The sequence below is a fragment of the Dysgonomonas sp. HDW5A genome, from assembly GCF_011299555.1.
GTDB lineage: Bacteria > Bacteroidota > Bacteroidia > Bacteroidales > Dysgonomonadaceae > Dysgonomonas_A.
On record NZ_CP049857.1, the window covers coordinates 981,465 to 1,004,783 of the forward strand.

The following is a 23,319-nucleotide window of genomic DNA, read 5'->3' on the forward strand; positions in this document are numbered from 1 at the left end:
TACATGCAGGAAGAAATTATAAGAGATATTCGCAAGCGATGCCGTATGGCAATGAACGGCATTGCTTCGGCGAGCATGAGAGGTTACGGGCTTAATTACAAGCTCAATTTTGGTGTATCGATACAAAAGATTAAGGAGATAGCTGCCCGTTATGGATCCGATAGAGATTTGGCTGAAGTTCTTTGGCTAGATGGTACACGTGAATTGAAAATATTGGCAACACTACTCTACCCTATTGATTTGTTTACAATAGAAACTGCCAATCGATGGGTTGCACAAATTCCTAATCAAGAGATAAGAGAGCAGATTTGTGTAAACTTGTTTCAAACGACAGACTTTGCTGATAATATAGGTATAGAATGGATAAACAGTGAGGATGAAAATGTAAGGTCTACCGGATATTGGCTTATTGTAAGACGTTTGCTTACGAAAGCATTCAATCGTACCATACAATTAGATACATTTCAATACATTTGGGAGGATATCTCTTCTGAAAATACATCGTTACGCAATGCTGCAAATCTGTTTTTGAAGAATGCAGGAAAGGTTACTCCTCAATTGGCTGATCAAATTCTGGAAAAGGTTATCATCTTTAAAGATTCAGAAAATCCAATCAAAAAAGAGATATACGACAGCCTGTCATTTGAGTTTGAGTTTTTCTATGGTCACTAAAGAATATATCTAATCTCTTTAAAGCCAAACTTACGGATTTCACCTGATTCTAGTCTTAAGACTAATAGACCGGAGTCTTCTACATCATATATTTCTGCAAGGAAAGTAGTATCTGCATCTCCAAAAAGGTGAAGTCCCTCTTTTCTAAATAGAGATTGTTTATATTGATTTTTTATCACCTCAGGAGATTGTAGTTTCTCATAATAAAACATCAATCGCTCCAGTACTTGCTTTAATATATTTTTTACGAGATAAGAATTACCTGTGATTTGCTTCAAAGATACGGGATTAGGAGCATTGCTGATAAAAGCGTCCTGATTGAGGTTAATTCCAACTCCTACAATTGCCTTTTCGACCTCATCACCCATAATATCATTTTCGATAAGAATACCTGTTATTTTTTTTTCTTTCCAATAGATATCGTTAGGCCATTTTATAGATATATCAGCCGTGTATTGCTCAAGCACGTCTTTAATAGCCAACGAAATTATCTGAGATACGATAAAAGAACGATCAGCTTTCAAGCCGATAGGATACAGAATCGTGCTGAACATCAAATTTTTTCCCCTAGCCGATTCCCATGAATTGCCTTTCTGTCCCCGTCCGGCTGTTTGAAAATCAGTATAAACTGTGCTTCCATTTAGTAACGGTTTTACATTACTGATGTTTTTCAGATAAAGGCTTGTAGATGTCACTTCTTCCAAGTAAATAAATAAAGGATCTTTCATGTATATTATTTTTCTATTGATGCATACGCTGCTTGTAACTTTTTCGGTAACTTCCTGATAACCTCATCTACCGAATGTAAGATGAGTTCCTTTATCAAGTCATCGGGGACATCGCTCTCCAAACAAATAGAATTCCATTCTAATGCTTTAGTATGCTGACCATTCATAACACCTTCATATTGTTCTCTCAACTCTACCGACTTATCCGGATCGCATTTTATACTCACTCTAAACAATGCATCTTTAGGTTCAATATTTACGTAAGCAAACATTTTACCCATTACTTTAAAGACTAATATTCTATCGTCTAAGAAAGGAAATGATTCGTCAGCCCCTTTAACCGACAAACAAAATTCTCTCAGTTCTTCTATATTCATACATCTTGGTTTTAATCCATAGCAGCATATTCTGCTTGTTGCTTCTTAGGTAGTTTCTTAATGACCTCGGCTACTGAATGGTCTATCCAATATTTAAGTTCATCGTCCGGCATATTCTGTTCTATAAAAACAGAATTCCAGTATTTTTTATTGGCATGATATCCGGGAAGTACACATTCATACTTCTCTCTTAACTCAACAGCCTTTTCGGGATCACATTTAAGGTTTAGCATAAAGCCTTCGTCTCTTCGCTCCAAACTCATATAGGCAAACATTTTACCCATTACTTTAAAGACCAATACCGTCTCGTCAAAAGGAAAACATTCTTCTGCTCCCTTTATCGAGAGGCAATATTCTCTCACATGCTCTATATCCATATTATTATCAATTATCTGTCAACAGTTATCAAAAAAAAGCTCCTCTAATTTTTAGCTGTCCATTATTACTAGTTTAAAGGTGCAAAAAAAGCGTCTTCTATATGTTCTATATCAATAGATCCTTTATTTATAACGACTGCTATTACATCAAATCTTGCAGGTTTATTTATATTCTTCTCATTCAGATAAAAGTCTGCCGCTGCAACAATCCTTTTGATCTTTGTAGCCGAAACAGCTTCTTCGGGATTTCCCCAATAAGCCGAAGACCGGGTTTTTACTTCCACAAAAATAATATATTCTGAGTTCGAAGCTATTATATCTATTTCATTCCTATCGTATATTGCATTACGTTGAATAATCTGGTAGTTATTTTGAACTAGATACGCTTCAGCTAGCTCTTCACCTTTTTTGCCGAGATCGTTATGTTGAGCCATTTATTAAATTTTAGAATTAAATTCTCAGATCTTATTATCATTTAGGTAAACATAATCCTATAAACAAGTCTGTGATCTCAAATATAAATAAAACGCCGGAATTATAACCAATAATTCCGGCGTTTACTGTCAGCTATTATTTGATATAATAAGTAAGTTTCAGTTTTTAGAAATTGTATTTAACACCAAATTCTACAGTGAAGGGGCGAATATATGTTCCCGACATTATCGTATTATATTTAGATTCTGCGGCCTCTGTTGTAGTAATCAAGTCTCCATCAGGAATAGAACCCGATGCTCCACGTTGATTTAGTAAGTTCACAACAGTTACATTGAAATCCAAAAACTTGTTCAGTTTATAATTTGCTCCTGCAAAAGTTTCCCAACGACCTTCCAAATCCAATGTATTGGGTTTGTTAAAGTATTGTTTACTAAAATATCTGGCACTACCCCATACTCTCAAATTCTCCCATGTGTAACTTGGATCGATTTCCAACAGAACTTTTGACACACCTGTAACAATTTTATCACTAAAATCATATTCTGCAATTGTTCCGTCAGGGAATGCGACTTTTCCGGCAAAGTTCTTATACTTTGGCGATTGAACAGTCACCAATAGGTGAAGATTAAACCCTTTGAATGGAGAAGCAAGAATATCTGTAGTCCAGCCCAAGGTCTGAATATCATAATTTGTAATCTCACGTCTTACATCTGTTGGATTATTGGGGTTCGAGAAGTTTACAGTTGTTCTGTACTCGTCGCGTTGAATGTAAGTAGCTTTAGAAACCAGGCTGATCATCGGATGATTAAAGTATACTCCAAAACCTGCTCCAGGAATCTTCGATTGTTTGATTTTAGGATCTTGTCCCACATTATAGTTTTCAAGGTGTCCTCCTTGTTCATTATAATTAACTTCTCCCAATAGTCCGAATGAGCTGGTCATCTTATAAACAGCATTCAACATAAAGGCTTTGTTTAGCCAATCTTTATTGATCTTGGTTTTAGTACCATTCAGGTTATCCAGATTTAGCTCACGATCTTGGTAATCACCTCTTAAGTTTTGATACTCAAGTCTTGCACCTAAACTTAAAGTGAAGGCATCAGCCACATCCCATTTATCAGTGATAAATAAAGCTGTTTTATTTTCAGAACCATTGTGATACTCCAATCCTCCCGACATATTGCCATAGTCATTGACCGGCGATCCGGCTTTTATCAGCTTTCGAGGATTCGCTGCAACCTCTTGATAATAGATTGCTCCTTCTGTAGCATATTTATTGATTTGGTAGTTCCATTGATTCAAGCCGATATTCCAGTCATGATTACCAGATTTCTTACCTACTTCGAAGGTAGACATCAATGATTTCAGAGGTCTTCTTTTAGTAGCCAAAACAAGTACCCCTTGTACATCGTTTCCGGCATACGCCTCGCCGGTATCGGCATAGGTATACTTATCATCTCCCACAGTATTCACACCTGTCATGATAGGTAAATAATTACCTATTTTTCCAGTATGGTAACGGGAAATCATATTCAGATGCAAGCCATTATCCAATGTATTCTTCCAAATAAAATCTAATGTATGAGACTCTGATCCGTAATCTTTTATAACATCACGATTTACATATTCTCCGGTAAAAGCATCTTTCAACATGATTTTTCCGGTATTTTCATAGTAAGAGTCTCCCCCCATTTTGAATCCGTCAATCTCTTCAATTTTGCCACCCTTTTTATACATGAACGGTGCATATGATTGACGAAGCCCTTCTGTATTGGTGTATTTATACATTGCAGTAATAGTACCTGTACCTCCCTGAAAAGAATAATCCTGAGTCAAGGCTCCTTTATACATCTGAGTTTTATCAGAATAATATTTAGGCAAACCTTGTGCTTTAAAAGCTCCCGGATCATAATTCAAGTAAGCTCCTGCTGAGAATTTCAATCCTTTTTTATTCAATGGACCGCTCAGATTAATATCACCACGCAACAATCCGAAATGATTTGAATTGAGTGTACCTACCCCATGAAATTGGTCGGTACCCAAATTATCAAATGTACTTACTGAAAAGCCAACATCTCCAATTTTTATCGCGGTTTGTCCTAAATCAAGCAACTGCACTTTATTGATCATTATATCCTGACGCCACGCTTTAGTCGGCAGCTCGGGCCAGAAAAAGTAAACTACAGGCAATCCGTTCTCAAGAACAGTTGTACCCCCTACCGAAGCAGGAAGTCCGATATTCACATCACGAGGCCCCGTATTGTTAGCTGCATTTAGCATCACATTACGATCACTTTTGTGCTCTTCACTCTTCGTCTTCACTTTTAGAGTATCAGCAACAGCTTTCTCCTGAGCAAATGCAGTAGTACTACTAAGTAATCCTGCTAGAGCCACTAAAGCTCCTATGTTTCTATAATTTTTATTCATGGCTAGGTTTTTTAGGTATTAAAGAAAGAGAGTATCATAGATCGAAGGCAAATAAAAAATCTCTCAATAAAAAGCTACAATCCTGCTCCTATGATACTCTTTCTGCTTATTTTTTAGTTAGTATGTAATTATTTCAATCCGTATTTTGCTGTACGGGCATCTTTTATGACTCCTTTCCAATTAAGCCCGTATCCGAAATTATATAAATTGCCTTCCGTATCTTTATGGCACTCCATATCAAAAGGTACGTCTTCATATTGTTTTTCAACAGCAGACATACTTGCAGGCATTTGCATAGGCAGTAAGCCCGAAGGTTCTGACTTTCCGGATATAATATCCAAAACAGGTTGTTCTGTTACACTGAAACGAACAATAATACCATCCACTTTATCTTCAAATTCATTAAAGATCATACCTCTTGAGACATTAGCAACAACGATGACCGGTTTATCACCCATCATTTCTTTAGTATCAAGTACCGTTTTCAAATCCATCGTATTGGATGCTGTTACAGTCTTATTTTTGTAAGAGCGGTTTGTTATCGTAGGATCTACAACAGGGTCACCTGCGGCAATACTATGCTCACGAGCATCAGTTGCTGTATAAGTTCCATACTGCAATGTGATAGGCACATAACCATTACCTCCTGCTTTACGATCGTTCTTATCGTATCCTCCCCCATCATTATTATTATATGGACTGGAAATAAATACAATAGCAAAATCAGCTTGCGAAGGGTCTTCTGTTACATTGTAATACTTTTTCAGCAATTCAGTATTCACCGGAGTTGTCAATCGTGGTTGTGACCAATTTCCCCACCAGTCTTTAACAGCCGGAATATATGTTTTTGGAATAAAGACAGTTTTCTTTTCAGTTATAGGTAATACATTATTTTTATTCTTCAGCATTACAATAGATTTTACCTGAGTATCATATCCCACTTGCATAAACTCGGGATTACCTACTACTTTAGCACTCTCCTGAGGATCCAGGTATGGATTTTCAAATAATCCTAAACGGAATATATTGCGAAGTAAGCGTACTGCCGATTGTTCAAATCTATTTCTTATGAATGCTTCTCCTTTTTCCTTCTCGCCCATTTTATAGGCTTCCAAGATAGGAGCAATTTCATTATTTCCTCCAAACTGATCCATTCCGGCCATAAGAGCTAAATAATGTCTCTCTGCAACTGTAAGGGTTTCTGCTCCCCAAGGTTTTCCTTCAAAATCACCGGGTGTTTTGCCTTCATTTTTTGTAATACCCCAATCGGTACACACAACTCCATCGTACTTATATTTATCTCTTAGCAGATCAGTTATAATGTATTTGCTAAAGCCGTTCCCATAGTTAGTTCCGTCTTTCGCTTGATTGTACGATATGGTATAATAAGGCATTACTGCAGAAGCCATACCCGTTTTTCCATTCAATTTAAACGCTCCTTCTGTAAAGGGTTTTAAATGTGTTTCGAAATTACTGCCCGGATATACTGCAAATTTACCAAAAGCCCAGTGACCATCGCGACCACCTTCTTCAGGACCTCCACTTGGCCAATGTTTAACCATAGCATTCACACTCTTATATCCCCAGCCGTCTTTGATTTCATCAACTCCTGTTGATGTCTGAAAACCATCGATATAAGCACGAGCCATATCAGTTGCCAATTCAGGGCTTTCACCAAATGTCATAGATGCACGATACCAACGAGGCTCTGTTGCCAAATCGATTTGAGGTGAAAGAGCTGTGGCTATACCTAAGGCTCTGTACTCCTGTGCTGCAATATGTCCAAATTGTTTCACCAAAGCAGGGTCAAATGTGGCCGCCATACCAAGACCATCAGGCCATACCGAAATATCTCCTCCGGCTCCTGCATTAAACTCGGCAACAGTAGAACCTGTTACTTGACCCGAGTGGCGTGGGTCGGAACTATTATTCGCAGGAATACCCAAACCAATACTTTCGACATATGCTTGCATTTCATTATTCCACTTGGCTGCAACTTCAGGGCTCTGCACCCCTACAATTAACACATGTCGTAAATTATCGTCTTTTAAAAATTTCTTTTGTGCATCCGATAAAGCCCAAGGCTGAAGGCCACTTTCTTTAAATGTTTTACCATTATAAGTTCCGGCTGCAAAGCCTTTAGCATTAGCAGGTATTGCCTGATGACCACTATATAGCATCAAACCTGCAATTTGCTCTACCGACATTTGTTTTGCTAAATCTTTAGCTCTCACATCAGCAGGCAAGCGCCAATCTTCATACGGATCAAGTTTACCATTTTTATTGAGGTCTTTAAATTTAAGTCCGTTAACGGTTAAAATTGTCACCCCCGAATTAGGAGAATATCCCAGAGTAGCTCCTTTTTTATTAGTTACTACCTCATAGCTATTTTGGGAGTAGCCAAGTGCTAACATCGAGATACCCAGAATACTTAGATATAATTTCTTCATGATGTTTGATTTTAAATATTAAGGTTTCATTCAATTACTATGTCGCAAATGTATCATTTTATTTGCGTCTACAATACGCATGAGGTGTTATTTTGACGCAACATGTTTTATAACATACAGATTTTAACAAATCATTATAAAACATAAATAAGCACAAACTCCTTATTATTGCAACTGTAGATAAGCTTTTACAGATTTAGTATGTTATAATCTGACAAAAAGTATTAGTTTTGCAATTATATAGTTACAACGAAGCTGTAGATAAGCTCGCCGATTTGAGTAAGCCTATTTACAATAATATATTTACGGTACTTAAACAACAAAATGGTAAAATACAACCGAATACTGCTTAAATTAAGCGGTGAATCCCTGATGGGAGACAAACAATATGGTATAGACGAGAAGCGTCTATCGGAATATGCCACACAAATCAAAGAAATAGCCGAAATGGGTGTGCAGGTCGGTATTGTTATCGGTGGAGGAAATATTTTTCGCGGATTGAGTGGTGCCTCGAAAGGCTATGATAGGGTCAAAGGTGACCAGATGGGAATGTTAGCAACCGTTATTAATAGTTTAGGTTTAAGCTCTGCGTTGACCGCTATCGGGCAAAAATCACGTGTCTTAACAGCTATCCGTATGGAACCTATTGGCGAGTTATACTCTAAATGGAAAGCTATAGAGGCTTTGGAAAATGGTGAAGTTGTAATTATTTCGTGCGGCACAGGTAACCCGTTCTTTACCACCGATACAGGTTCTGCTTTGCGTGGCATCGAAATTGAAGCCGATGTGATGTTGAAGGGCACTCGTGTAGACGGCATTTACACCGCCGACCCCGAAAAAGACCCTACCGCAACTAAGTTCGAAAATATATCTTATGATGATGTATACAATAAGGGACTTAAGGTAATGGACTTAACGGCAACAACCATGTGTAAAGAGAATAATCTACCTATTGTGGTCTTTGATATGGACACCGTTGGTAATCTCGCAAAAGTAATGAAGGGCGAAAACATAGGAACGTATGTTCACGCCTAATCAGCAATAAAAACAGCAAATAGAAGATAATATTCAATAGGTCTGAAACCTTAATTTTCACGAAAAATGGCAGATATTAAAGAGTTAGAAAAGAAAGCTGAAGCTAAGATGAAATCGACTATCGAATTCTTAGAAGAAACTTTGGCTCACATACGTGCAGGAAAAGCAAATCCTCGTATCCTCGATGGCATAAAACTAGATTATTACGGCAGTATAACCGCTCTTACAGGCGTTGCATCTGTAAACACTCCCGATGCAAGAACCATCGTTATACAACCTTGGGAGAAAAACATGCTTGGTGAGATAGAAAAAGCGATCATTAACTCTGATTTAGGATTAAATCCGGACAATAATGGCGAAATGATTCGTTTATCGATTCCTCCATTAACCGAAGAACGTCGTAAGACTTTGGTAAAACAATCGAAACAAGAGGCAGAAGAAGCTAAAATAAGTGTTCGCAACGCCCGTCGTGATGTTATTGATGCTGTAAAAAAATCAGTAAAAGACGGTACACCCGAAGATGTCGCAAAAGATGCTGAAGCAAATATTCAAAAAATCCACGATAAATATATCAAAGCGATAGACGAATTGTTTGCTGATAAAGAAAAAGAGATCATGACTGTATAAGTCGCAGACTTTAATTCTAACATAAAATACAGAGTAAAGAATTTAGAGACTTAATAGCCTCTATTCTTTACTCTTTTTGTATCTTAGAGAATTGATTCAAGATAATATTTTATCAGAACTATTTCTTGCTTTGGCAAGCAAAAAAAGCAATAGATAGTATGTTTACTAAATATGTCATTAAATAGTTACCTTACTCAATTGTCCGTGAAATAAAAACCATATATCAATACGAACTAAAAACACAAAATCATGGCTACAATAAAACCCTTTAAAGGGCTACGCCCACCAAAAAGCATCGTCAAAGAAGTGGCTTCTCGACCTTATGATGTCCTCAATTCGCATGAAGCCCGGTTAGAAGCTGAAAGTAATGAGAAATCGCTGTACCGAATCATCAAGCCTGAGATAGACTTTGAAGAACAGATAGACGAACATGATCCCAGAGTATACGAACGGGCATTGCAAAACTTCAATAAGTTTCAGAAGAAAGGATGGCTCGTACAAGATGAGCAAGAAAATTATTATGTATATGCTCAAACCATGAATGGCAAAACTCAGTACGGACTGGTTGTGTGCTCTCATGTGGATGAATACATGTCGGGCAAAATAAAAAAGCATGAGTTAACACGTAAGGATAAAGAAGAAGACCGCATGCTACATGTCAATATAAATGATGCCAATATAGAGCCTGTATTTTTCGCTTATCCTGATAATAAAGAATTAGGAGACATAATCACCCGAGTAATATCGTCACCAACAGAATACGATTTCATAACTCCCGATAATGTAGGGCATCATTTCTGGATCATCGATAACGACAAGGACATCCGCGATATAACAAATATTTTCGTCCAAATCCCCTATTTATACATAGCAGATGGGCATCACCGATCTGCGGCAGCAGCATTGGTATGTGCTGAAAAAGCCAAAAAGAACCCCAATCATACAGGAAACGAAGAATATAACTACTTTATGTCTGTTTGTTTCCCTGCAAGTCAATTGAACATCATTGACTACAATCGTTTAGTAAAAGATTTGAATGGATTGACTCCTTCTGAATTTATAAACCGACTCGAGACCTCTTTCATCGTTGAAGAAAAGGGATCTGACATCGTTCGTCTAAACTCATTGCATACTTTCTCGGTATATCTTGATGGTAAATGCTACTATTTAACAGCTAAAGAAAACACTTATAATGATAATGATCCGATTGAAGGGTTAGATGTTACCGTTTCATCAAAATATATTCTGGATGATATTTTGGATATCAAAGACTTGAGAACTGATAAGAGAATAGATTTCGTAGGAGGTATCAGAGGATTAAAAGAACTAAAACAAAGGGTAGACAGCGGAGAAATGGCTTTAGCAATTGTTCTTCATCCCGTTACAATGGAGCAACTGATGCGGATTGCCGATTCAAACAATATTATGCCACCTAAGACTACTTGGTTTGAGCCTAAACTAAGATCGGGATTGGTGATTCATAAGTTGAGTTAAGTAATCATACTGGAATAAATCATTGTTCGCACTTAATTTATACCTTTACAGACGAAAAGAAAAGTATAGACAGAATTTTCAACAGGTAATCATTTAAGGTCTCAGACCTATTTATAACTTTGGTAAGCATAATAGCAAGAGACAGTTATAGTTATAAAATTCAACTATAAATATTTAATGCTACTTATTTACTTAATTCATCTATACAGAATACAAATTTAGGAATAAAAAATAATGAAGAAGTTTTAATGAAAGGATTGGTTATAAAAAATACCGGAAGCTGGTATCTTGTACGCACGGATGAAAACAAAAACGTAGAATGCAAGATAAAAGGCAGCTTCAGGCTGAAGGACATAAGAAGTACCAATCCCATAACAGTAGGTGACAGAGTATCCATCATCATGAATGAAGATGGAACGGGTGTCATTACTGAAATACAAGATCGTAAGAACTATATTATCAGACGATCATCCAACTTATCGAAGCAATCACATATCATTGCTTCGAATTTAGACTTATGCTTTCTGATAGTAACAGTCTGTAAACCTATCACGACAACTGTATTTATAGACCGGTTTTTAGCCTCGGCCGAAGCCTATCGTATTCCTGTCAATCTGTTATTCAACAAAATAGACATATACGATGAAGCCGAAACCGAATACATGGAGGCTTTAATAAACTTATATGAATATATAGGCTATCCATGTTACAAAATATCAGCAAAAAACAGTACAGGGCTAGATATATTAAACAGCAGGCTTAAAGACAAAATAACGCTATTTTCGGGACACTCAGGTGTTGGGAAATCTACTCTTATAAATGCCATTGTACCCAATTCTACATTAAAGACAGGCGATATCTCGAATTATCACGGAAAGGGTATGCACACTACAACCTTCTCCGAAATGATGGAACTTCCCCAAGGTGGTTTTATTATTGATACTCCCGGAATCAAAGGCTTTGGAACAGTAGATATGAATCCTGAAGAAATAAGCCATTATTTTACTGAGATTTTCAAATTCTCACATAATTGCCGATTCAACAATTGCATGCATACAAACGAACCGGGGTGTGCAGTAAGAGAAGCTGTAGAAAATCATTATATAAGCGAAAGCAGATATAAATCATACATTAATATCTTAGAAGACGAGACTGATGACAAATACCGAAAATAGGACCACCATAAAATTTAGACTGGATCTTAAATCTTTTTTATGTTTTTTGCTTATATTTGTTATTGAGGTTATTATAGCATTGTTTGTAAAAGATAGTATCATTCGGCCTTATGGGGGAGATATCTTGGTAGTTATTCTGATGTACTATTTTTTCAAAAGCTTTGTAAAGATGAATCCCCTGCCTCTGGCTTTAGGTGTTCTGCTCTTTGCATACGCTGTAGAAATCGGACAATACTTCAACCTCGTAGAAGTTTTAAATATGCAGGATAATGCCATCATGCGAATTGTAATAGGTTCGTCATTTAGTTGGGGCGATATCTTTTGTTACACACTAGGTGCTATTATATGTTTATTTATAGATAGAAAAGAATTGAAAGCAATTTCGTACTAAATGATTCAGCAAAGAAAAAAAGATTATTTACAGAGGCTTATCGAAGAGTTCTTTGCCAAGTTACATGAACTGGCTAATGAAAATAAGAATTCGGATTCCAACTCGACAGAGAAGAAACGTATCCTAAGCGAGTGTTTTTTTCTTTTCAATAATGATTTTAATATCAGTCAGGAAGATTCATCTGAAACCATCGTAATAAAAATTGGTGACAATGATCTAATAGAGCAATATGCCAAACTTTTACAAACCAAATATGAAATAAGTGATATAAAAGAGATATATCAACTCCACACAGCTCTTGACCTCATAGAGTATCTGGAAGCTACGGATACAACATATTCATGGAACAGAACCATCTTAAAGGAAGATATACTTAGACTACTCGACGCATGAAACATTTAATGGAACTTTTTTCCGCAAACAACTTCATCTTAGTATTTCAATTGCTGTATGTACTTACGGCAATCGGAGTAGTAATTGTGGTTATTTCGGAAAACCGAAATCCATTAAAAACAATAGCATGGGTACTCGTTCTGTTGCTTTTACCTTTAGTAGGGCTTATTTTCTACTACTTTTTCGGAGAAGACCATCGCAAAAAAAGGTTGATATCCAGAAAAATGCACAAAAAAATAAATCGAAAAACGCTCGAGCGGATCGAATTATTAGAAACCCTCAATCCACCTGCTGAGTATAAAGGTTTGATCAATCTACTTAATAAGCTGAAAGATACCCCTCTTTACGGAGGCAACAAAATAACTTTCTATACCAACGGTACTGATAAATTTAATGCTCTTATCGAAGAGATAAAGAAAGCAACAAAATACATTCATCTACAGTACTACATCTTTATGGATGATGCGATAGGAACAAAGATAAAAGATCTTCTTATCGAAAAAGCCAAAGAAGGCTTAGAAGTCAGAGTTCTTTATGATGATGTAGGTTCGTGGACTGCTAAAAGAAAGTTCTACAAAGAAATGGCAGAAGCGGGTATACAGGTTACCCCCTTCCTGAAAGTTGCATTTCCATTATTAACCAGCCGTGTAAACTACCGTAACCACCGTAAAGTTGTGGTTATTGACGGCGAGGTGGGCTTTATGGGTGGAATGAATATTGCCGACAGATATATCAATGGTGCTAATGGCGGAGTATGGCGCGACAGTCACTTTAAGCTCGAAGGAAAAGCCGTACATGGCTTACAGACTTCTTTTATTATAGACTGGTATGCATCGCGATCAGAGTTTCTGGTTGCCAACAAATACTTTCCTACACTTGCAGCCGCAGGGGACAATCTCATGCAGATTGCAACCAGCGGACCTGTTGGCGAATTTAAAGAAATACATCAAGGCATATTTCAGGCAATAACCAACGCCAAAGAATATGTTTATATACAAACTCCTTATCTGATACCCACCGACGCCATTATGCTTGCCATACAAACAGCAGCCATGAGTGGTGTTGATGTACGTATTATGATCCCTAAAAAATCGGATACTACATTTGTTAGTATTGCCTCTCAATCGTTTATTAAAGACTTTTTGGATACCAAAGTTCAAATTTACTTCTTTACCGGTGGGTTTATTCACTCCAAACTTATCGTTATAGATGACGCCCTTACCATAACAGGATCGGCAAATATGGATGTTCGAAGCTTCGAGCATAACTTCGAGATTGACGCCTTTATTTACAATAATGAGACGGCTTTAACTGCCAAAAATATTTTCTTTGATGATATGGAATCTTCTGAACTGGTCGATCCCGAAATATGGGAAAAAAGATCACGTGTCAGACGTTTCTTCGAATCTATTTTCAGACTCTTTACCCCTCTTCTATAAAATGAACTATCAAGAAACCCTACAATACCTGTATAGCCAACTTCCCGTTTACCAAAATGTAGGAGGAAGTGCCTATAAGGAAGGCTTAGATAACAGCCTAGCTTTAGATAAGTACTTTAATCATCCGCATAAGAAATATAAAACCATACATATTGCTGGTACTAATGGGAAGGGGTCAACCTCTCATCTTTTAGCTGCTATACTTCAACAGGCAGGGCATAAGGTAGGACTTTATACATCGCCCCATCTTGTCGACTTCAGAGAACGTATACGGGTAAATGGCAATAAAATATCTCAGGATTATGTTGTAAATTTCGTAGCGAATCACAAAAGCCACTTCGAACCTATACATCCTTCATTCTTTGAACTGACTATGATGATGGCTTTTTGTTATTTTGAAGAACAAGAAGTAGACATCGCCGTGATTGAAGTAGGCTTAGGAGGACGATTAGACAGTACAAATATTATCACTCCCGAACTATCGGTTATTACCAATATAAGTCTCGATCATACGCAATTTTTAGGAGATACTCTCGAAAAAATAGCCAAAGAAAAAGCCGGTATTATAAAACCACACATTCCTGTAGTTATTGGTGAAGCCGAAGGCGAAGTACGTAAAGTATTCGAAGAAAAAGCTCAATCGGTAAATGCACCTATCATATTTGCAGAAGATGAGAATTGGATATATGCTGCCGATAAACTTGACAACGGTTCGTGGTTGTTTCAAACAAATGCTTTTCCAAATCTGAAAGGCGAATTAGGAGGTCTACCTCAGATCAAAAATGCGGCTACTGTACTTTCGTCTATCGATGCACTTCGCAAAAGAGGAATCCACACTACCATGCAGTCGGTTTATAGTGGTTTTGCTATGGTTACCGAGTTAACCGGACTTATGGGCAGATGGCAGATCATACAACAAGAAAATCCTAAAGTAATTTGCGACACCGGGCATAATGTAGGAGGAATTAAATATGTATCGGAACAACTCCTTTCTGAAACGTACAATCATTTACATATTGTAATAGGCATGGTCAATGACAAAGACATAAGCCATGTATTAGAACTCTTACCTAAAGAAGCAATCTATTATTTTACAAAAGCACATATCGCAAGAGCCTTAAACGAAAAAGAACTTGCAGAGAAAGGTGCAGCTTTCCAACTCACAGGAGATACCTTCGATAGTGTTGAATCAGCCGTTAAAGCGGCTCTTGCCAATGCTCAATCCGATGACCTTGTATTTATTGGAGGAAGCAACTTTGTTGTGGCAGAAGCTTTGGAATGCTTCTAAACCAAATTTTATCTATACAATTAAACATTTAACCCTCTTACGTCATTAAGCCTTCGTAGAATAACAACACCTATGAAGCCATAAAAACATACGTTTTGTATCAAAATTAAATTTGTTACATTTAACTCGACTTGTACCGTTTACAAACTTCTCTAATATCAATCTCCTCAGAAACAAAACCCTCCAATATCTGTTTATAAGTATATAGAGTTTAAACCTTAACAGTATTCTTAACCATTTCGTAACATTTCCTTGACGCCATTGTTGCAATTCTCCCATAATATTGCAACAAATAAAAGAAACTAAAGAAAAAAGAAATATGAAAAAATTACTATTTATTCTAGCAGCAGCTATTTCATTGACAGCCTGCAACTCAAACAAAGGCGAAACTGCAAAACTATCGGGAGCAGGAGCAACATTTCCGGCACCATTTTACAACATCGTATTCAAGAAGTTTTCCGAAGCATCAGGTAATAATGTTACTTACGGAGCTATCGGTAGTGGAGGAGGAATCAGAAGTTTAAAAGACAAAACTGTAGACTTCGGTGCAACCGACGTATTTTTATCGGATGAAGAACTGAAAGAAATGGGAGCAGATGTAGTTCACATCCCTACAGCATTGGGAGCCGTGGTTTTATCGTATAACCTACCTGGAGTTACTGACTTAAAACTAACTTCGGAAATTATATCAGACATTTTCAGAGGAAAAATAACCAATTGGAATGATGCAAAAATCAAAGCTGTAAATCCTGATCTGACATTACCAAATAAAGAGATAACTGCTGTTTATCGTTCGGATGGCAGTGGAACTACTTCGGTTTTCTCCGAATACATGGCAAAAACCAACGAAGCATGGAAAAATGAAATCGGTAGTGGTAAATCATTGAAATTTCCGGTAGGAGTAGCAGCCAAAGGTAACCCCGGAGTAGCCGGTATTATTTCAGGAACAGAAGGTTCTATCGGATACATTGGTTCCGAATATGCATTGGCTCTGAATATTGCTTCGGCATCGGTTCAAAACAGTTCGGGTAACTTTATTGTAGCCAACGATAAAAGTATTTCAGCATCTGCTGAAGCTGATCTTCCGGACGATACAAGACAAATCATTACCAATTCATCTAATCCAGAGGCATATCCTATAAGCACTTTTACTTGGATTATTGCTTACAAAGAACAAAGCTATAACAAGAAAACCGAGACACAAGCCCGTGCGTTAGTGGCATTGTTTGATTATGTTATCGGTAAAGAAGGACAGGAGATCGCAGTGAAAACGCATTATGCTCCCCTACCTGCTAAAGCTTTAGAGAAAACTACAGCAATCATAAAATCAATGACATTCGACGGCAAGCCGATAGAAGTGGCTCAACCTGTTGCACAAAACTAATACAGAGCGAAAAATTTCTCGCCTGAGTTTTAGACGGGCGTATAACTATACGCCCCTATAAATAACAGAAAGTACTAAAGACATCAACAAGTCGGAATGAAAGACAAGATTTTTAAATCAATATTATTTATAGCGTCATGCCTTATTTTGGTTTTGACAGCAGGGGTTATTTATGCTCTGGTCACACAGAGTATAAATGCTTTTTCTGCCTTTGGATTATTCAATTTCATTGGTTCGAGCAACTGGGATTCTGTGAATAACGACTTCGGAGCTCTCCCTTTCATTACAGGCACACTCATAACCTCGCTTCTGGCACTATTTTTCTGTATACCTTTTTCCCTTTCTATCGCATTATTCAATGGCGAGTATTTCAAGAAAACCAAGATAGCTACTTTAGTTAGTTCTATTGTTGATCTTCTGGCAGGAATACCCTCTATTGTTTTCGGTTTATGGGGATTTTATGTTCTACGCCCGATACTTATTGACATGGGATTCAGTGCACAGGGATTCGGCGTATTGCTGGCTTCCATAGTTCTTGCTATAATGATTATCCCTTACGCATCGTCACTCAGTACCGAATTTATATCGATGGTTCCGAGCGAACTCAAAGAGGCTGCATATAGTTTAGGTGCTACCAAAATGGAAGTTATCAAAACCGTTAGTTTACCCGTATCTATGTCGGGAATTTTTGCAGCATACATCCTGGCACTCGGCAGGGCTTTAGGTGAAACAATGGCAGTAACCATGCTTATCGGAAATACCAACAATATACCCACCCATCTATCCGATACAGGAAATACAATGGCAAGTATTATTGCCAATCAGTTTGGAGAAGCAGATGGTTTGAAATTGAGCTCGCTGATGGCTATCGGATTATTATTATTCCTGATAACAGCAACTATCAATTTTATAGCCAAGTACATATTGAAAATCGTAAATAAATGAAAAAGACACTATTTTCAACCTCACGATACAGACAATTAAAAAGTAAATTGTTTTTTTATACTGTTTGTACTTTTTGCGGAATTACCATGATTCCACTCTTCCTCATCTTGTGGGAGTTAATAAAGAAAGGATACAAACAATTCAACTTTAGTTTATTTACAGAAGTATCGCCCTCGTCAATGGACGCCATGTTGGCTAAAATAAGCGGCGAAGCTATTCCCGGAGGTATTTTAAACGGGCTGACAGGTACACTACTCATCCTTTTACTGGCTATGATTATAGCCATTCCCGTAGGTATCCTGACCGGAATATATCTGGCGGAAAATCAGAAAAAGACATTCAGCAAACTGATACGAAGCTTATCGGACTTGCTACAAGGTATTCCATCTATCGTTATCGGTATTATAGTATATGTATGGGTTGTAAAACCGATGCACAGCTATTCGGCTATTGCCGGAAGTATAGCCCTTGCCGTAATGATGCTACCCATGATTATCCGTGCAACGGAGGAAAGCATCAAGATGCTGCCCACCTCGCTCAAAGAAGCCGGTTTAGCATTGGGAGGTTCGTATACATCCGTGGTATTAAAAATTCTTGTACCTTCAGCCTTCGGAGGGTTATTTACCGGATCGCTGCTGGCTGTATCACGTGTAATGGGTGAAACTGCACCGTTATTGGTTACTGTGCTAGGCTCATCTACCGTCAATTGGCACATAACCGAACCCACTAGTGCAATTTCGTTGCTTATCTGGGAATTTTATAACGACCCCAATCTGGCTCCGCTGGTGTGGTCATCATCATTATTACTTTTATTAGTTGTACTTGGTATAAATCTTTTTGCTAAAAGCATTGCTAAAAAATGGAAAATTCAATAAATAACGATAAATATATTCTTGAGTTAAAAGACGTTTCGGTATCTTACAATCCCGAGAAAAAAGCGGTAAGAGACGTAAATGTTGCTATACGTGAACATACGGTTACAGCTATCATGGGACCTTCGGGATGCGGTAAGAGTACCCTTCTGAGAGCTATAAACAGAATGCACGAACTCTATCCCGACATTAAAACAACGGGAGAGATTTTGCTCAAAGGCGAAAACATTTTCGACATGAATGCGATGCGTGTAAGACGTCTTGCAGGTATGGTATTTCAACGTCCAAACCCTTTCCCTACCATGAGTATTTATGACAATGTTCTGGCAGGATACAAATTAAATAACATAGGGCTCAGCAAATCGGAGAAAGACGAAATTGTCGAAAACAGCCTGAAAAGCGTTGCTCTTTGGGACGAGGTAAAAGACTCGATGACCCAAAAAGGGAGCTTCCTTTCGGGAGGACAACAACAACGTCTCTGCATTGCCCGTGCCATAGCCCTAAAACCTGAGATACTATTGATGGACGAACCCACATCGGCTCTCGACCCTATATCAACAAATAGAATCGAAGACCTGATCCTTGAACTGAAGCAACAATATACCATAGTGATTGTGACGCACAATATGTCTCAAGCGGCTCGTATTTCGGATAATTCGATGTTTATGTATCTGGGGGAACTGATAGAATATGGTACAACCAAACAGATGTTTACCAAACCTAAAGACAAGCGTACCGAAGATTACTTAACCGGTGTATTCGGGTAAAAGTCACAGACTTTTTTATTCAACTATATCCTTAATAAAATTTATAACTGAATACAATTAACGAAATATGACAACCAATATAAAACTAAAGCAACTAAAGGTATTACTTAACGATTTTGAGTTACTCTCACGCACTGCTTTATTGCAAATGCAGATTGCAGAAAAAGTGTTGCAGGATTCAAGCCTAGACGCTCTTTATGAAGAAGCCGAAGCCAACGAAATTATTATGGACAGGCTCGAAATAAAGATCAGGGAAGAGGTCGTTTTTTCGATCTTTCAATTCTCACCTAAAGCTGCCGATCTACGATTGATTATCACCTATCAGGATATAACTACAAATCTTGAACGGATTGGAGATATGTTGCTGAATGTAATTCATTACACTAAAACAACCTATCAGCAACAACCTGAATTCGAAGAAGAGAAAAAGCAAATATACAAAATGCTCAAATTGGTGGACGAAATGCTCCGTAATGCAATTTTTTCATTCTCGAACGAAGATACTCGCCTTGCTTATCAGGTGATAAAGGACGATGATAAGGTGGACCATCTTTTTTATCAGATCAGCGAATCGCTACAAAGCTCTTTTGCCAACAAGAGTTTGACTAAAGAACAGATTATGAATATAATGCACACCAATGCTATATCTCAAAATCTGGAACGGATTGGAGACAGTGCAACCAATATTGCCGAAGCCACAATATATCTAATAGAAGGTAAAGACATCAGACATGGAAACAACGAATAAAGATATTTCGATACTTATTGTTGATGATGAAGTAGATATCAGGGAGATTTTACAGTTTAACCTCGAAAACGAAGGCTATAAAATAGATCTCGCCGAATCTGCAGAAGAAGCCCTTAAGAAGTTGACTTCCGATCATAAACTTATCTTGCTTGACGTAATGATGGGAGGAATATCGGGATTCAAAATGGCCGATCAGCTACGAAAATCGGGTAATTATACCCCCATCATATTCCTGACAGCGAAAGATACCGAGAACGATATGCTCACCGGATTCTCTATCGGAGGAGACGATTATATATCGAAGCCTTTTTCAATAAAAGAAGTTATCGCACGGGTAAAAACAGTATTAAAACGTACGTCATCGCCCGCTCAATTAACTCAAAGTCAGGTATTGGTTATCGGCAACCTGAGCATCGATATGGACATGAAGACGGTTACTGTAAACAGCAAACCGATAGACCTGACAAAGACCGAATTCAATATATTGACTCTTTTAGTAAAAAATACAGGAAAAGTATTCTCTAGAGCCGATATCCTAGCCAAAGCATGGGAAGGGGATGGTATTGTACTCGAAAGAACGGTAGATGTGCATATAGCCCGTTTAAGAAAAAAAATAGGTGTATATGGCGATCATATTATTAACAGGACAGGCTATGGATACAACTTTGTCTCCGAATGAAAATTTTGCATTATCTATATCACCTATAAAAACAATGAGACGCAATGAAACTAAACTATAAGCAACGGATATTCGGGTTTATGTTCATACTGTTTGCTTTCTTCTCGATATGTATTATTATATCGGAACAAAAGCAGGAGAAAAAATACAGAACGGAAGCCCTTGAATCGAAACTGGACAGTTATGTCGAAATCATTCATCAATATATTGCACTCAACCAATCGGGCGATGGCAATATGGCACATGTAGATGAACTGATTAAAATCTTACCGAAAGAAATAAGGGTTACCATCATTAATGGCGAAGGAAACGTTCTTTACGATAAAGATGTTTCCAACGTGAAGACTCTGGATAACCACCTCAACCGACCCGAAGTAAGAAAGGCTCAGTATCAGGATTTCGGAGCTAATATTCGTATGTCGTCATCAACACAGCACGAATATTTATACTACGCCAAATACTTTCAGACTTATTATATCCGGGTGGCTTTACCTTATAGTATAGAAACTCAAAGTGCATTGAAGGCTGATAACTTATTTATATACATCGTTATATCCTTATTTATCATAGTACTATTCTTAGTCAATATAGCAGCTAACCGCTTCGAGAAATCAATCACTAAGCTGAAAGACTTTACATCGAGAATAAAAACAGGCAAACCGCTTCCTGAGGATACTAAGTTTCCTGATGATGAGCTAGGTGACATAAGCAAAGAGTTGGTACATATATTTAATGAAATAGAGAAAAATAAACGGAATGTTGAAGTAGAACGTGAGAAGCTAATCCAACACTTTCAGTATTCGGAGGTTGGGCTTTGTATATTCAATGCCGAATTTCAGAAAATATATGCCAATACTCATTTCATTCAGTTTCTGAATCTTATAGCCAATCGTCCGACGTTTGATGTTAATTCATTATTCGAAAACGATGCATTTAAACCTGTATTGGATTTTCTGAATACAAGGCAAAAAGATCATAATTACTCTGCATCACAATACGAAGTAGGCGGAAAAATCCTGTCGATACAAGTGATTGTTTTCGATGACAAATCGTTCGAAATAACAATCAGGGATATAACCAGAATAGAAAAAAACCGTCTATTGAAACAAGAGATGACCAATAATATCGCACACGAACTCAGAACTCCTGTGACAAGCCTGCGTGGCTATCTCGAAACTTTAAACGAGCAACATTTACCCGAAGACAAGCAAGCATTCTTTATCAGCAGAGCCTACCTTCAATCTGTCCGCTTATCCAACCTCATCGAGGATGTAAGCCTTATCAGTAAAATAGAAGAAGCTCCTGCTCAATTTGTGATGGAACAGGTAAACCTTTCTCTTTTGCTTGACGAACTAAGGATAGACATGGCAAGCAAGCTAAAAGAAAATAACATAGCCCTTTCTATTTCAGTAGATAATGATTTGGTTATACATGGTAACTACACCTTACTATATTCGATATTCCGCAATCTGATGGATAACTCGATAAGTTATGGAGGATCCAATATAGAAGTACATATCAACAATTACATGAAAGATGATAAATATGTGTATTTCTCTTTTTACGATACAGGAAGTGGGGTTCCCGAACAATATCTAGGTCGTTTATTCGAACGGTTTTATCGTGTAAACGAAGGACGGACACGTGATTCGGGAGGATCAGGACTTGGACTATCCATCGTGAAAAATGCTGTACTGCTTCATAAAGGCGAGATCCAGGTTAAGAACCGTTTGGATGGTGGCTTGGAATTTCTGTTCACTTTGAAGCGATAAAAGCGATCTATTTATATCTTTGCTTTTTATAACGATAGAGACGTAATTAATTGCGTCTCTATCCTAAATATAAGAATCTATGATAATAACTATTTCCCCAGCCAAAATACTGGATTTTGAAAGTCCTGCAACAATAGAGAAAAAAACAAAGCCTCATTTCGAAAAAGATGCCGATTATTTAAACGACATACTAAAAGATTTATCAGCTAACGAAATAGGTACTTTAATGAACATCAATCCTAAGATAACACTTGATGTTTATCAGTATGTACAATCTTTTGGTATGGGTAGAGCACCGAAAAAACAAGCTGCTCTTGCCTATAATGGAATGGTATATCTGGGATTAGACAGTAAAACCTTTAGCGAAAGCGATTGGGAGTTTGCTCAAAAACACCTCACTATCTTATCAGGATTATACGGGGCATTGAAGCCTTTGGATGTTATACACCCTTATCGATTAGAGATGCACACCAAAGTGGTTAACGACAGAGGGGTAGACTTATATGCTTACTGGAAAAAGACTTTGACCGAACACCTAGCTAAACAGCTCAAAACCAATGGAAATATTTGGCTAAACTTGGCTTCGAATGAATACAGTAAAGTAATCGACAAAAAAGCTCTTGGTAAGAATGTACGTATAATAACACCATCTTTCAAACAAGATACCCCGAAAGGCTACAAGCAAATAGTAGTATATGCTAAAAAAGCAAGGGGGTTGATGAGCCGTTTTGTAATTCAGAACCGGATTACAACGATTGAAGATTTAAAGCACTTCGATACCGAAGGATACTCTTTTTCGCCTTCCTTATCAAATGGTGATGATTGGGTATTTATCCGCTAGGGT

Annotated in this window: 23 protein-coding genes; 17 read left to right on the forward strand and 6 right to left on the reverse strand. The window is 37.5% G+C overall.

The window, feature by feature from the left end; translation table 11 throughout:
* Positions 1-3 precede the first annotated feature (3 nt).
* Entirely contained in the window at positions 4-672 is a 669-nt protein-coding gene (locus tag G7050_RS04090; protein WP_166111571.1) for a DNA alkylation repair protein, read from the forward strand.
* Here the strand turns inward: G7050_RS04090 and G7050_RS04095 are convergent.
* The 6 genes from G7050_RS04095 to G7050_RS04120 form a co-directional block, all read right to left on the reverse strand.
* Positions 669-1,400 (reverse strand): biotin--[acetyl-CoA-carboxylase] ligase, encoded by a 732-nt coding sequence (locus G7050_RS04095; RefSeq protein ID WP_166111574.1) that lies wholly within the window; start codon positions 1,398-1,400, stop codon positions 669-671. The genes G7050_RS04090 and G7050_RS04095 overlap by 4 nt on opposite strands.
* A gap of 5 nt (positions 1,401-1,405) precedes the next feature.
* A complete protein-coding gene (locus tag G7050_RS04100) occupies positions 1,406-1,777 on the reverse strand; it encodes an MmcQ/YjbR family DNA-binding protein (RefSeq protein WP_166111577.1) in 372 nt (123 codons plus the stop codon).
* 11 nt (positions 1,778-1,788) lie between these two features.
* The gene (locus G7050_RS04105; RefSeq protein ID WP_166111580.1) at positions 1,789-2,154 is read right to left on the reverse strand and encodes an MmcQ/YjbR family DNA-binding protein; all 366 of its coding nucleotides are present in this window, start codon (positions 2,152-2,154) and stop codon (positions 1,789-1,791) included.
* 68 nt (positions 2,155-2,222) lie between these two features.
* Positions 2,223-2,588 carry a YraN family protein gene (locus tag G7050_RS04110; protein WP_166111583.1) on the reverse strand — a complete coding sequence of 122 codons (366 nt, stop codon included), beginning with the start codon at positions 2,586-2,588 and terminating at the stop codon, positions 2,223-2,225.
* 166 nt (positions 2,589-2,754) lie between these two features.
* Entirely contained in the window at positions 2,755-5,016 is a 2,262-nt protein-coding gene (locus G7050_RS04115) for a hypothetical protein (RefSeq protein WP_166111586.1), read from the reverse strand.
* 128 nt (positions 5,017-5,144) lie between these two features.
* Positions 5,145-7,466, reverse strand: coding sequence for a glycoside hydrolase family 3 N-terminal domain-containing protein (locus G7050_RS04120; protein WP_166111589.1), 2,322 nt, complete (start codon positions 7,464-7,466; stop codon positions 5,145-5,147).
* 324 nt (positions 7,467-7,790) lie between these two features.
* Here G7050_RS04120 and pyrH point away from each other — a divergent pair, with 324 nt between their 5' ends.
* The 16 genes from pyrH (at position 7,791) to yaaA (ending at position 23,316) form a co-directional block, all read left to right on the forward strand.
* The gene (gene pyrH / locus G7050_RS04125) at positions 7,791-8,501 is read left to right on the forward strand and encodes a UMP kinase (protein ID WP_166111592.1); all 711 of its coding nucleotides are present in this window, start codon (positions 7,791-7,793) and stop codon (positions 8,499-8,501) included.
* A 66-nt stretch (positions 8,502-8,567) separates the two neighbouring features.
* On the forward strand, positions 8,568-9,128 hold the full coding sequence (frr, locus tag G7050_RS04130) for a ribosome recycling factor (protein ID WP_166111595.1): 561 nt from the start codon (positions 8,568-8,570) through the stop codon (positions 9,126-9,128).
* Positions 9,129-9,377: 249 nt separating this feature from the next.
* Complete coding sequence (locus G7050_RS04135) at positions 9,378-10,622, forward strand: DUF1015 domain-containing protein (RefSeq protein WP_166111598.1); 1,245 nt, start codon at positions 9,378-9,380, stop codon at positions 10,620-10,622.
* Between the two features lie 248 nt (positions 10,623-10,870).
* Positions 10,871-11,797, forward strand: a complete 927-nt coding sequence (gene rsgA / locus G7050_RS04140; RefSeq protein ID WP_166111601.1) for a ribosome small subunit-dependent GTPase A — start codon at positions 10,871-10,873, stop codon at positions 11,795-11,797.
* Positions 11,798-11,936: 139 nt separating this feature from the next.
* A complete protein-coding gene (locus G7050_RS17865; protein WP_255499293.1) occupies positions 11,937-12,188 on the forward strand; it encodes a DUF2809 domain-containing protein in 252 nt (83 codons plus the stop codon).
* Positions 12,189-12,581 carry a hypothetical protein gene (locus G7050_RS04150; protein ID WP_166111607.1) on the forward strand — a complete coding sequence of 131 codons (393 nt, stop codon included), beginning with the start codon at positions 12,189-12,191 and terminating at the stop codon, positions 12,579-12,581.
* Positions 12,578-14,020, forward strand: coding sequence for a cardiolipin synthase (cls, locus tag G7050_RS04155; RefSeq protein ID WP_255499255.1), 1,443 nt, complete (start codon positions 12,578-12,580; stop codon positions 14,018-14,020). The genes G7050_RS04150 and cls overlap by 4 nt, the downstream gene beginning before the upstream one ends.
* A 1-nt stretch (position 14,021) precedes the next feature.
* Positions 14,022-15,308, forward strand: a complete 1,287-nt coding sequence (locus G7050_RS04160) for a folylpolyglutamate synthase/dihydrofolate synthase family protein (RefSeq protein ID WP_166111610.1) — start codon at positions 14,022-14,024, stop codon at positions 15,306-15,308.
* A gap of 319 nt (positions 15,309-15,627) precedes the next feature.
* The gene (pstS, locus tag G7050_RS04165) at positions 15,628-16,692 is read left to right on the forward strand and encodes a phosphate ABC transporter substrate-binding protein PstS (RefSeq protein ID WP_166111613.1); all 1,065 of its coding nucleotides are present in this window, start codon (positions 15,628-15,630) and stop codon (positions 16,690-16,692) included.
* Positions 16,693-16,788: 96 nt separating this feature from the next.
* Positions 16,789-17,637, forward strand: a complete 849-nt coding sequence (gene pstC / locus G7050_RS04170; protein WP_166111616.1) for a phosphate ABC transporter permease subunit PstC — start codon at positions 16,789-16,791, stop codon at positions 17,635-17,637.
* A complete protein-coding gene (gene pstA, locus G7050_RS04175) occupies positions 17,634-18,512 on the forward strand; it encodes a phosphate ABC transporter permease PstA (RefSeq protein ID WP_166111619.1) in 879 nt (292 codons plus the stop codon). Before pstC ends, pstA begins: the two co-directional genes overlap by 4 nt.
* On the forward strand, positions 18,497-19,276 hold the full coding sequence (pstB, locus tag G7050_RS04180; RefSeq protein ID WP_166111622.1) for a phosphate ABC transporter ATP-binding protein PstB: 780 nt from the start codon (positions 18,497-18,499) through the stop codon (positions 19,274-19,276). The genes pstA and pstB overlap by 16 nt, the downstream gene beginning before the upstream one ends.
* A 67-nt stretch (positions 19,277-19,343) precedes the next feature.
* Positions 19,344-20,024, forward strand: a complete 681-nt coding sequence (gene phoU / locus G7050_RS04185) for a phosphate signaling complex protein PhoU (protein WP_166111625.1) — start codon at positions 19,344-19,346, stop codon at positions 20,022-20,024.
* The gene (locus G7050_RS04190; RefSeq protein WP_166111628.1) at positions 20,008-20,703 is read left to right on the forward strand and encodes a response regulator transcription factor; all 696 of its coding nucleotides are present in this window, start codon (positions 20,008-20,010) and stop codon (positions 20,701-20,703) included. The genes phoU and G7050_RS04190 overlap by 17 nt, the downstream gene beginning before the upstream one ends.
* Before the next feature lie 44 nt (positions 20,704-20,747).
* Positions 20,748-22,475 carry a cell wall metabolism sensor histidine kinase WalK gene (locus tag G7050_RS04195; RefSeq protein WP_166111630.1) on the forward strand — a complete coding sequence of 576 codons (1,728 nt, stop codon included), beginning with the start codon at positions 20,748-20,750 and terminating at the stop codon, positions 22,473-22,475.
* A 79-nt stretch (positions 22,476-22,554) separates the two neighbouring features.
* Positions 22,555-23,316 (forward strand): peroxide stress protein YaaA, encoded by a 762-nt coding sequence (gene yaaA, locus G7050_RS04200; RefSeq protein ID WP_166111633.1) that lies wholly within the window; start codon positions 22,555-22,557, stop codon positions 23,314-23,316.
* Positions 23,317-23,319 lie beyond the last annotated feature (3 nt).

Excerpts from the sequence above, each read along its gene's own strand:
- G7050_RS04090 (WP_166111571.1), top strand. The coding sequence starts at position 4 with ATGCAGGAAGAAATTATAAGAGATATTCGCAAGCGATGCCGTATGGCA.
- G7050_RS04095 (WP_166111574.1), bottom strand. The coding sequence starts at position 1,400 with ATGAAAGATCCTTTATTTATTTACTTGGAAGAAGTGACATCTACAAGC.
- G7050_RS04100 (WP_166111577.1), bottom strand. The coding sequence starts at position 1,777 with ATGAATATAGAAGAACTGAGAGAATTTTGTTTGTCGGTTAAAGGGGCT.
- G7050_RS04105 (WP_166111580.1), bottom strand. The coding sequence starts at position 2,154 with ATGGATATAGAGCATGTGAGAGAATATTGCCTCTCGATAAAGGGAGCA.
- G7050_RS04110 (WP_166111583.1), bottom strand. The coding sequence starts at position 2,588 with ATGGCTCAACATAACGATCTCGGCAAAAAAGGTGAAGAGCTAGCTGAA.
- G7050_RS04115 (WP_166111586.1), bottom strand. The coding sequence starts at position 5,016 with ATGAATAAAAATTATAGAAACATAGGAGCTTTAGTGGCTCTAGCAGGA.
- G7050_RS04120 (WP_166111589.1), bottom strand. The coding sequence starts at position 7,466 with ATGAAGAAATTATATCTAAGTATTCTGGGTATCTCGATGTTAGCACTT.
- pyrH (WP_166111592.1), top strand. The coding sequence starts at position 7,791 with ATGGTAAAATACAACCGAATACTGCTTAAATTAAGCGGTGAATCCCTG.
- frr (WP_166111595.1), top strand. The coding sequence starts at position 8,568 with ATGGCAGATATTAAAGAGTTAGAAAAGAAAGCTGAAGCTAAGATGAAA.
- G7050_RS04135 (WP_166111598.1), top strand. The coding sequence starts at position 9,378 with ATGGCTACAATAAAACCCTTTAAAGGGCTACGCCCACCAAAAAGCATC.
- rsgA (WP_166111601.1), top strand. The coding sequence starts at position 10,871 with ATGAAAGGATTGGTTATAAAAAATACCGGAAGCTGGTATCTTGTACGC.
- G7050_RS17865 (WP_255499293.1), top strand. The coding sequence starts at position 11,937 with ATGTACTATTTTTTCAAAAGCTTTGTAAAGATGAATCCCCTGCCTCTG.
- G7050_RS04150 (WP_166111607.1), top strand. The coding sequence starts at position 12,189 with ATGATTCAGCAAAGAAAAAAAGATTATTTACAGAGGCTTATCGAAGAG.
- cls (WP_255499255.1), top strand. The coding sequence starts at position 12,578 with ATGAAACATTTAATGGAACTTTTTTCCGCAAACAACTTCATCTTAGTA.
- G7050_RS04160 (WP_166111610.1), top strand. The coding sequence starts at position 14,022 with ATGAACTATCAAGAAACCCTACAATACCTGTATAGCCAACTTCCCGTT.
- pstS (WP_166111613.1), top strand. The coding sequence starts at position 15,628 with ATGAAAAAATTACTATTTATTCTAGCAGCAGCTATTTCATTGACAGCC.
- pstC (WP_166111616.1), top strand. The coding sequence starts at position 16,789 with ATGAAAGACAAGATTTTTAAATCAATATTATTTATAGCGTCATGCCTT.
- pstA (WP_166111619.1), top strand. The coding sequence starts at position 17,634 with ATGAAAAAGACACTATTTTCAACCTCACGATACAGACAATTAAAAAGT.
- pstB (WP_166111622.1), top strand. The coding sequence starts at position 18,497 with ATGGAAAATTCAATAAATAACGATAAATATATTCTTGAGTTAAAAGAC.
- phoU (WP_166111625.1), top strand. The coding sequence starts at position 19,344 with ATGACAACCAATATAAAACTAAAGCAACTAAAGGTATTACTTAACGAT.
- G7050_RS04190 (WP_166111628.1), top strand. The coding sequence starts at position 20,008 with ATGGAAACAACGAATAAAGATATTTCGATACTTATTGTTGATGATGAA.
- G7050_RS04195 (WP_166111630.1), top strand. The coding sequence starts at position 20,748 with ATGAAACTAAACTATAAGCAACGGATATTCGGGTTTATGTTCATACTG.
- yaaA (WP_166111633.1), top strand. The coding sequence starts at position 22,555 with ATGATAATAACTATTTCCCCAGCCAAAATACTGGATTTTGAAAGTCCT.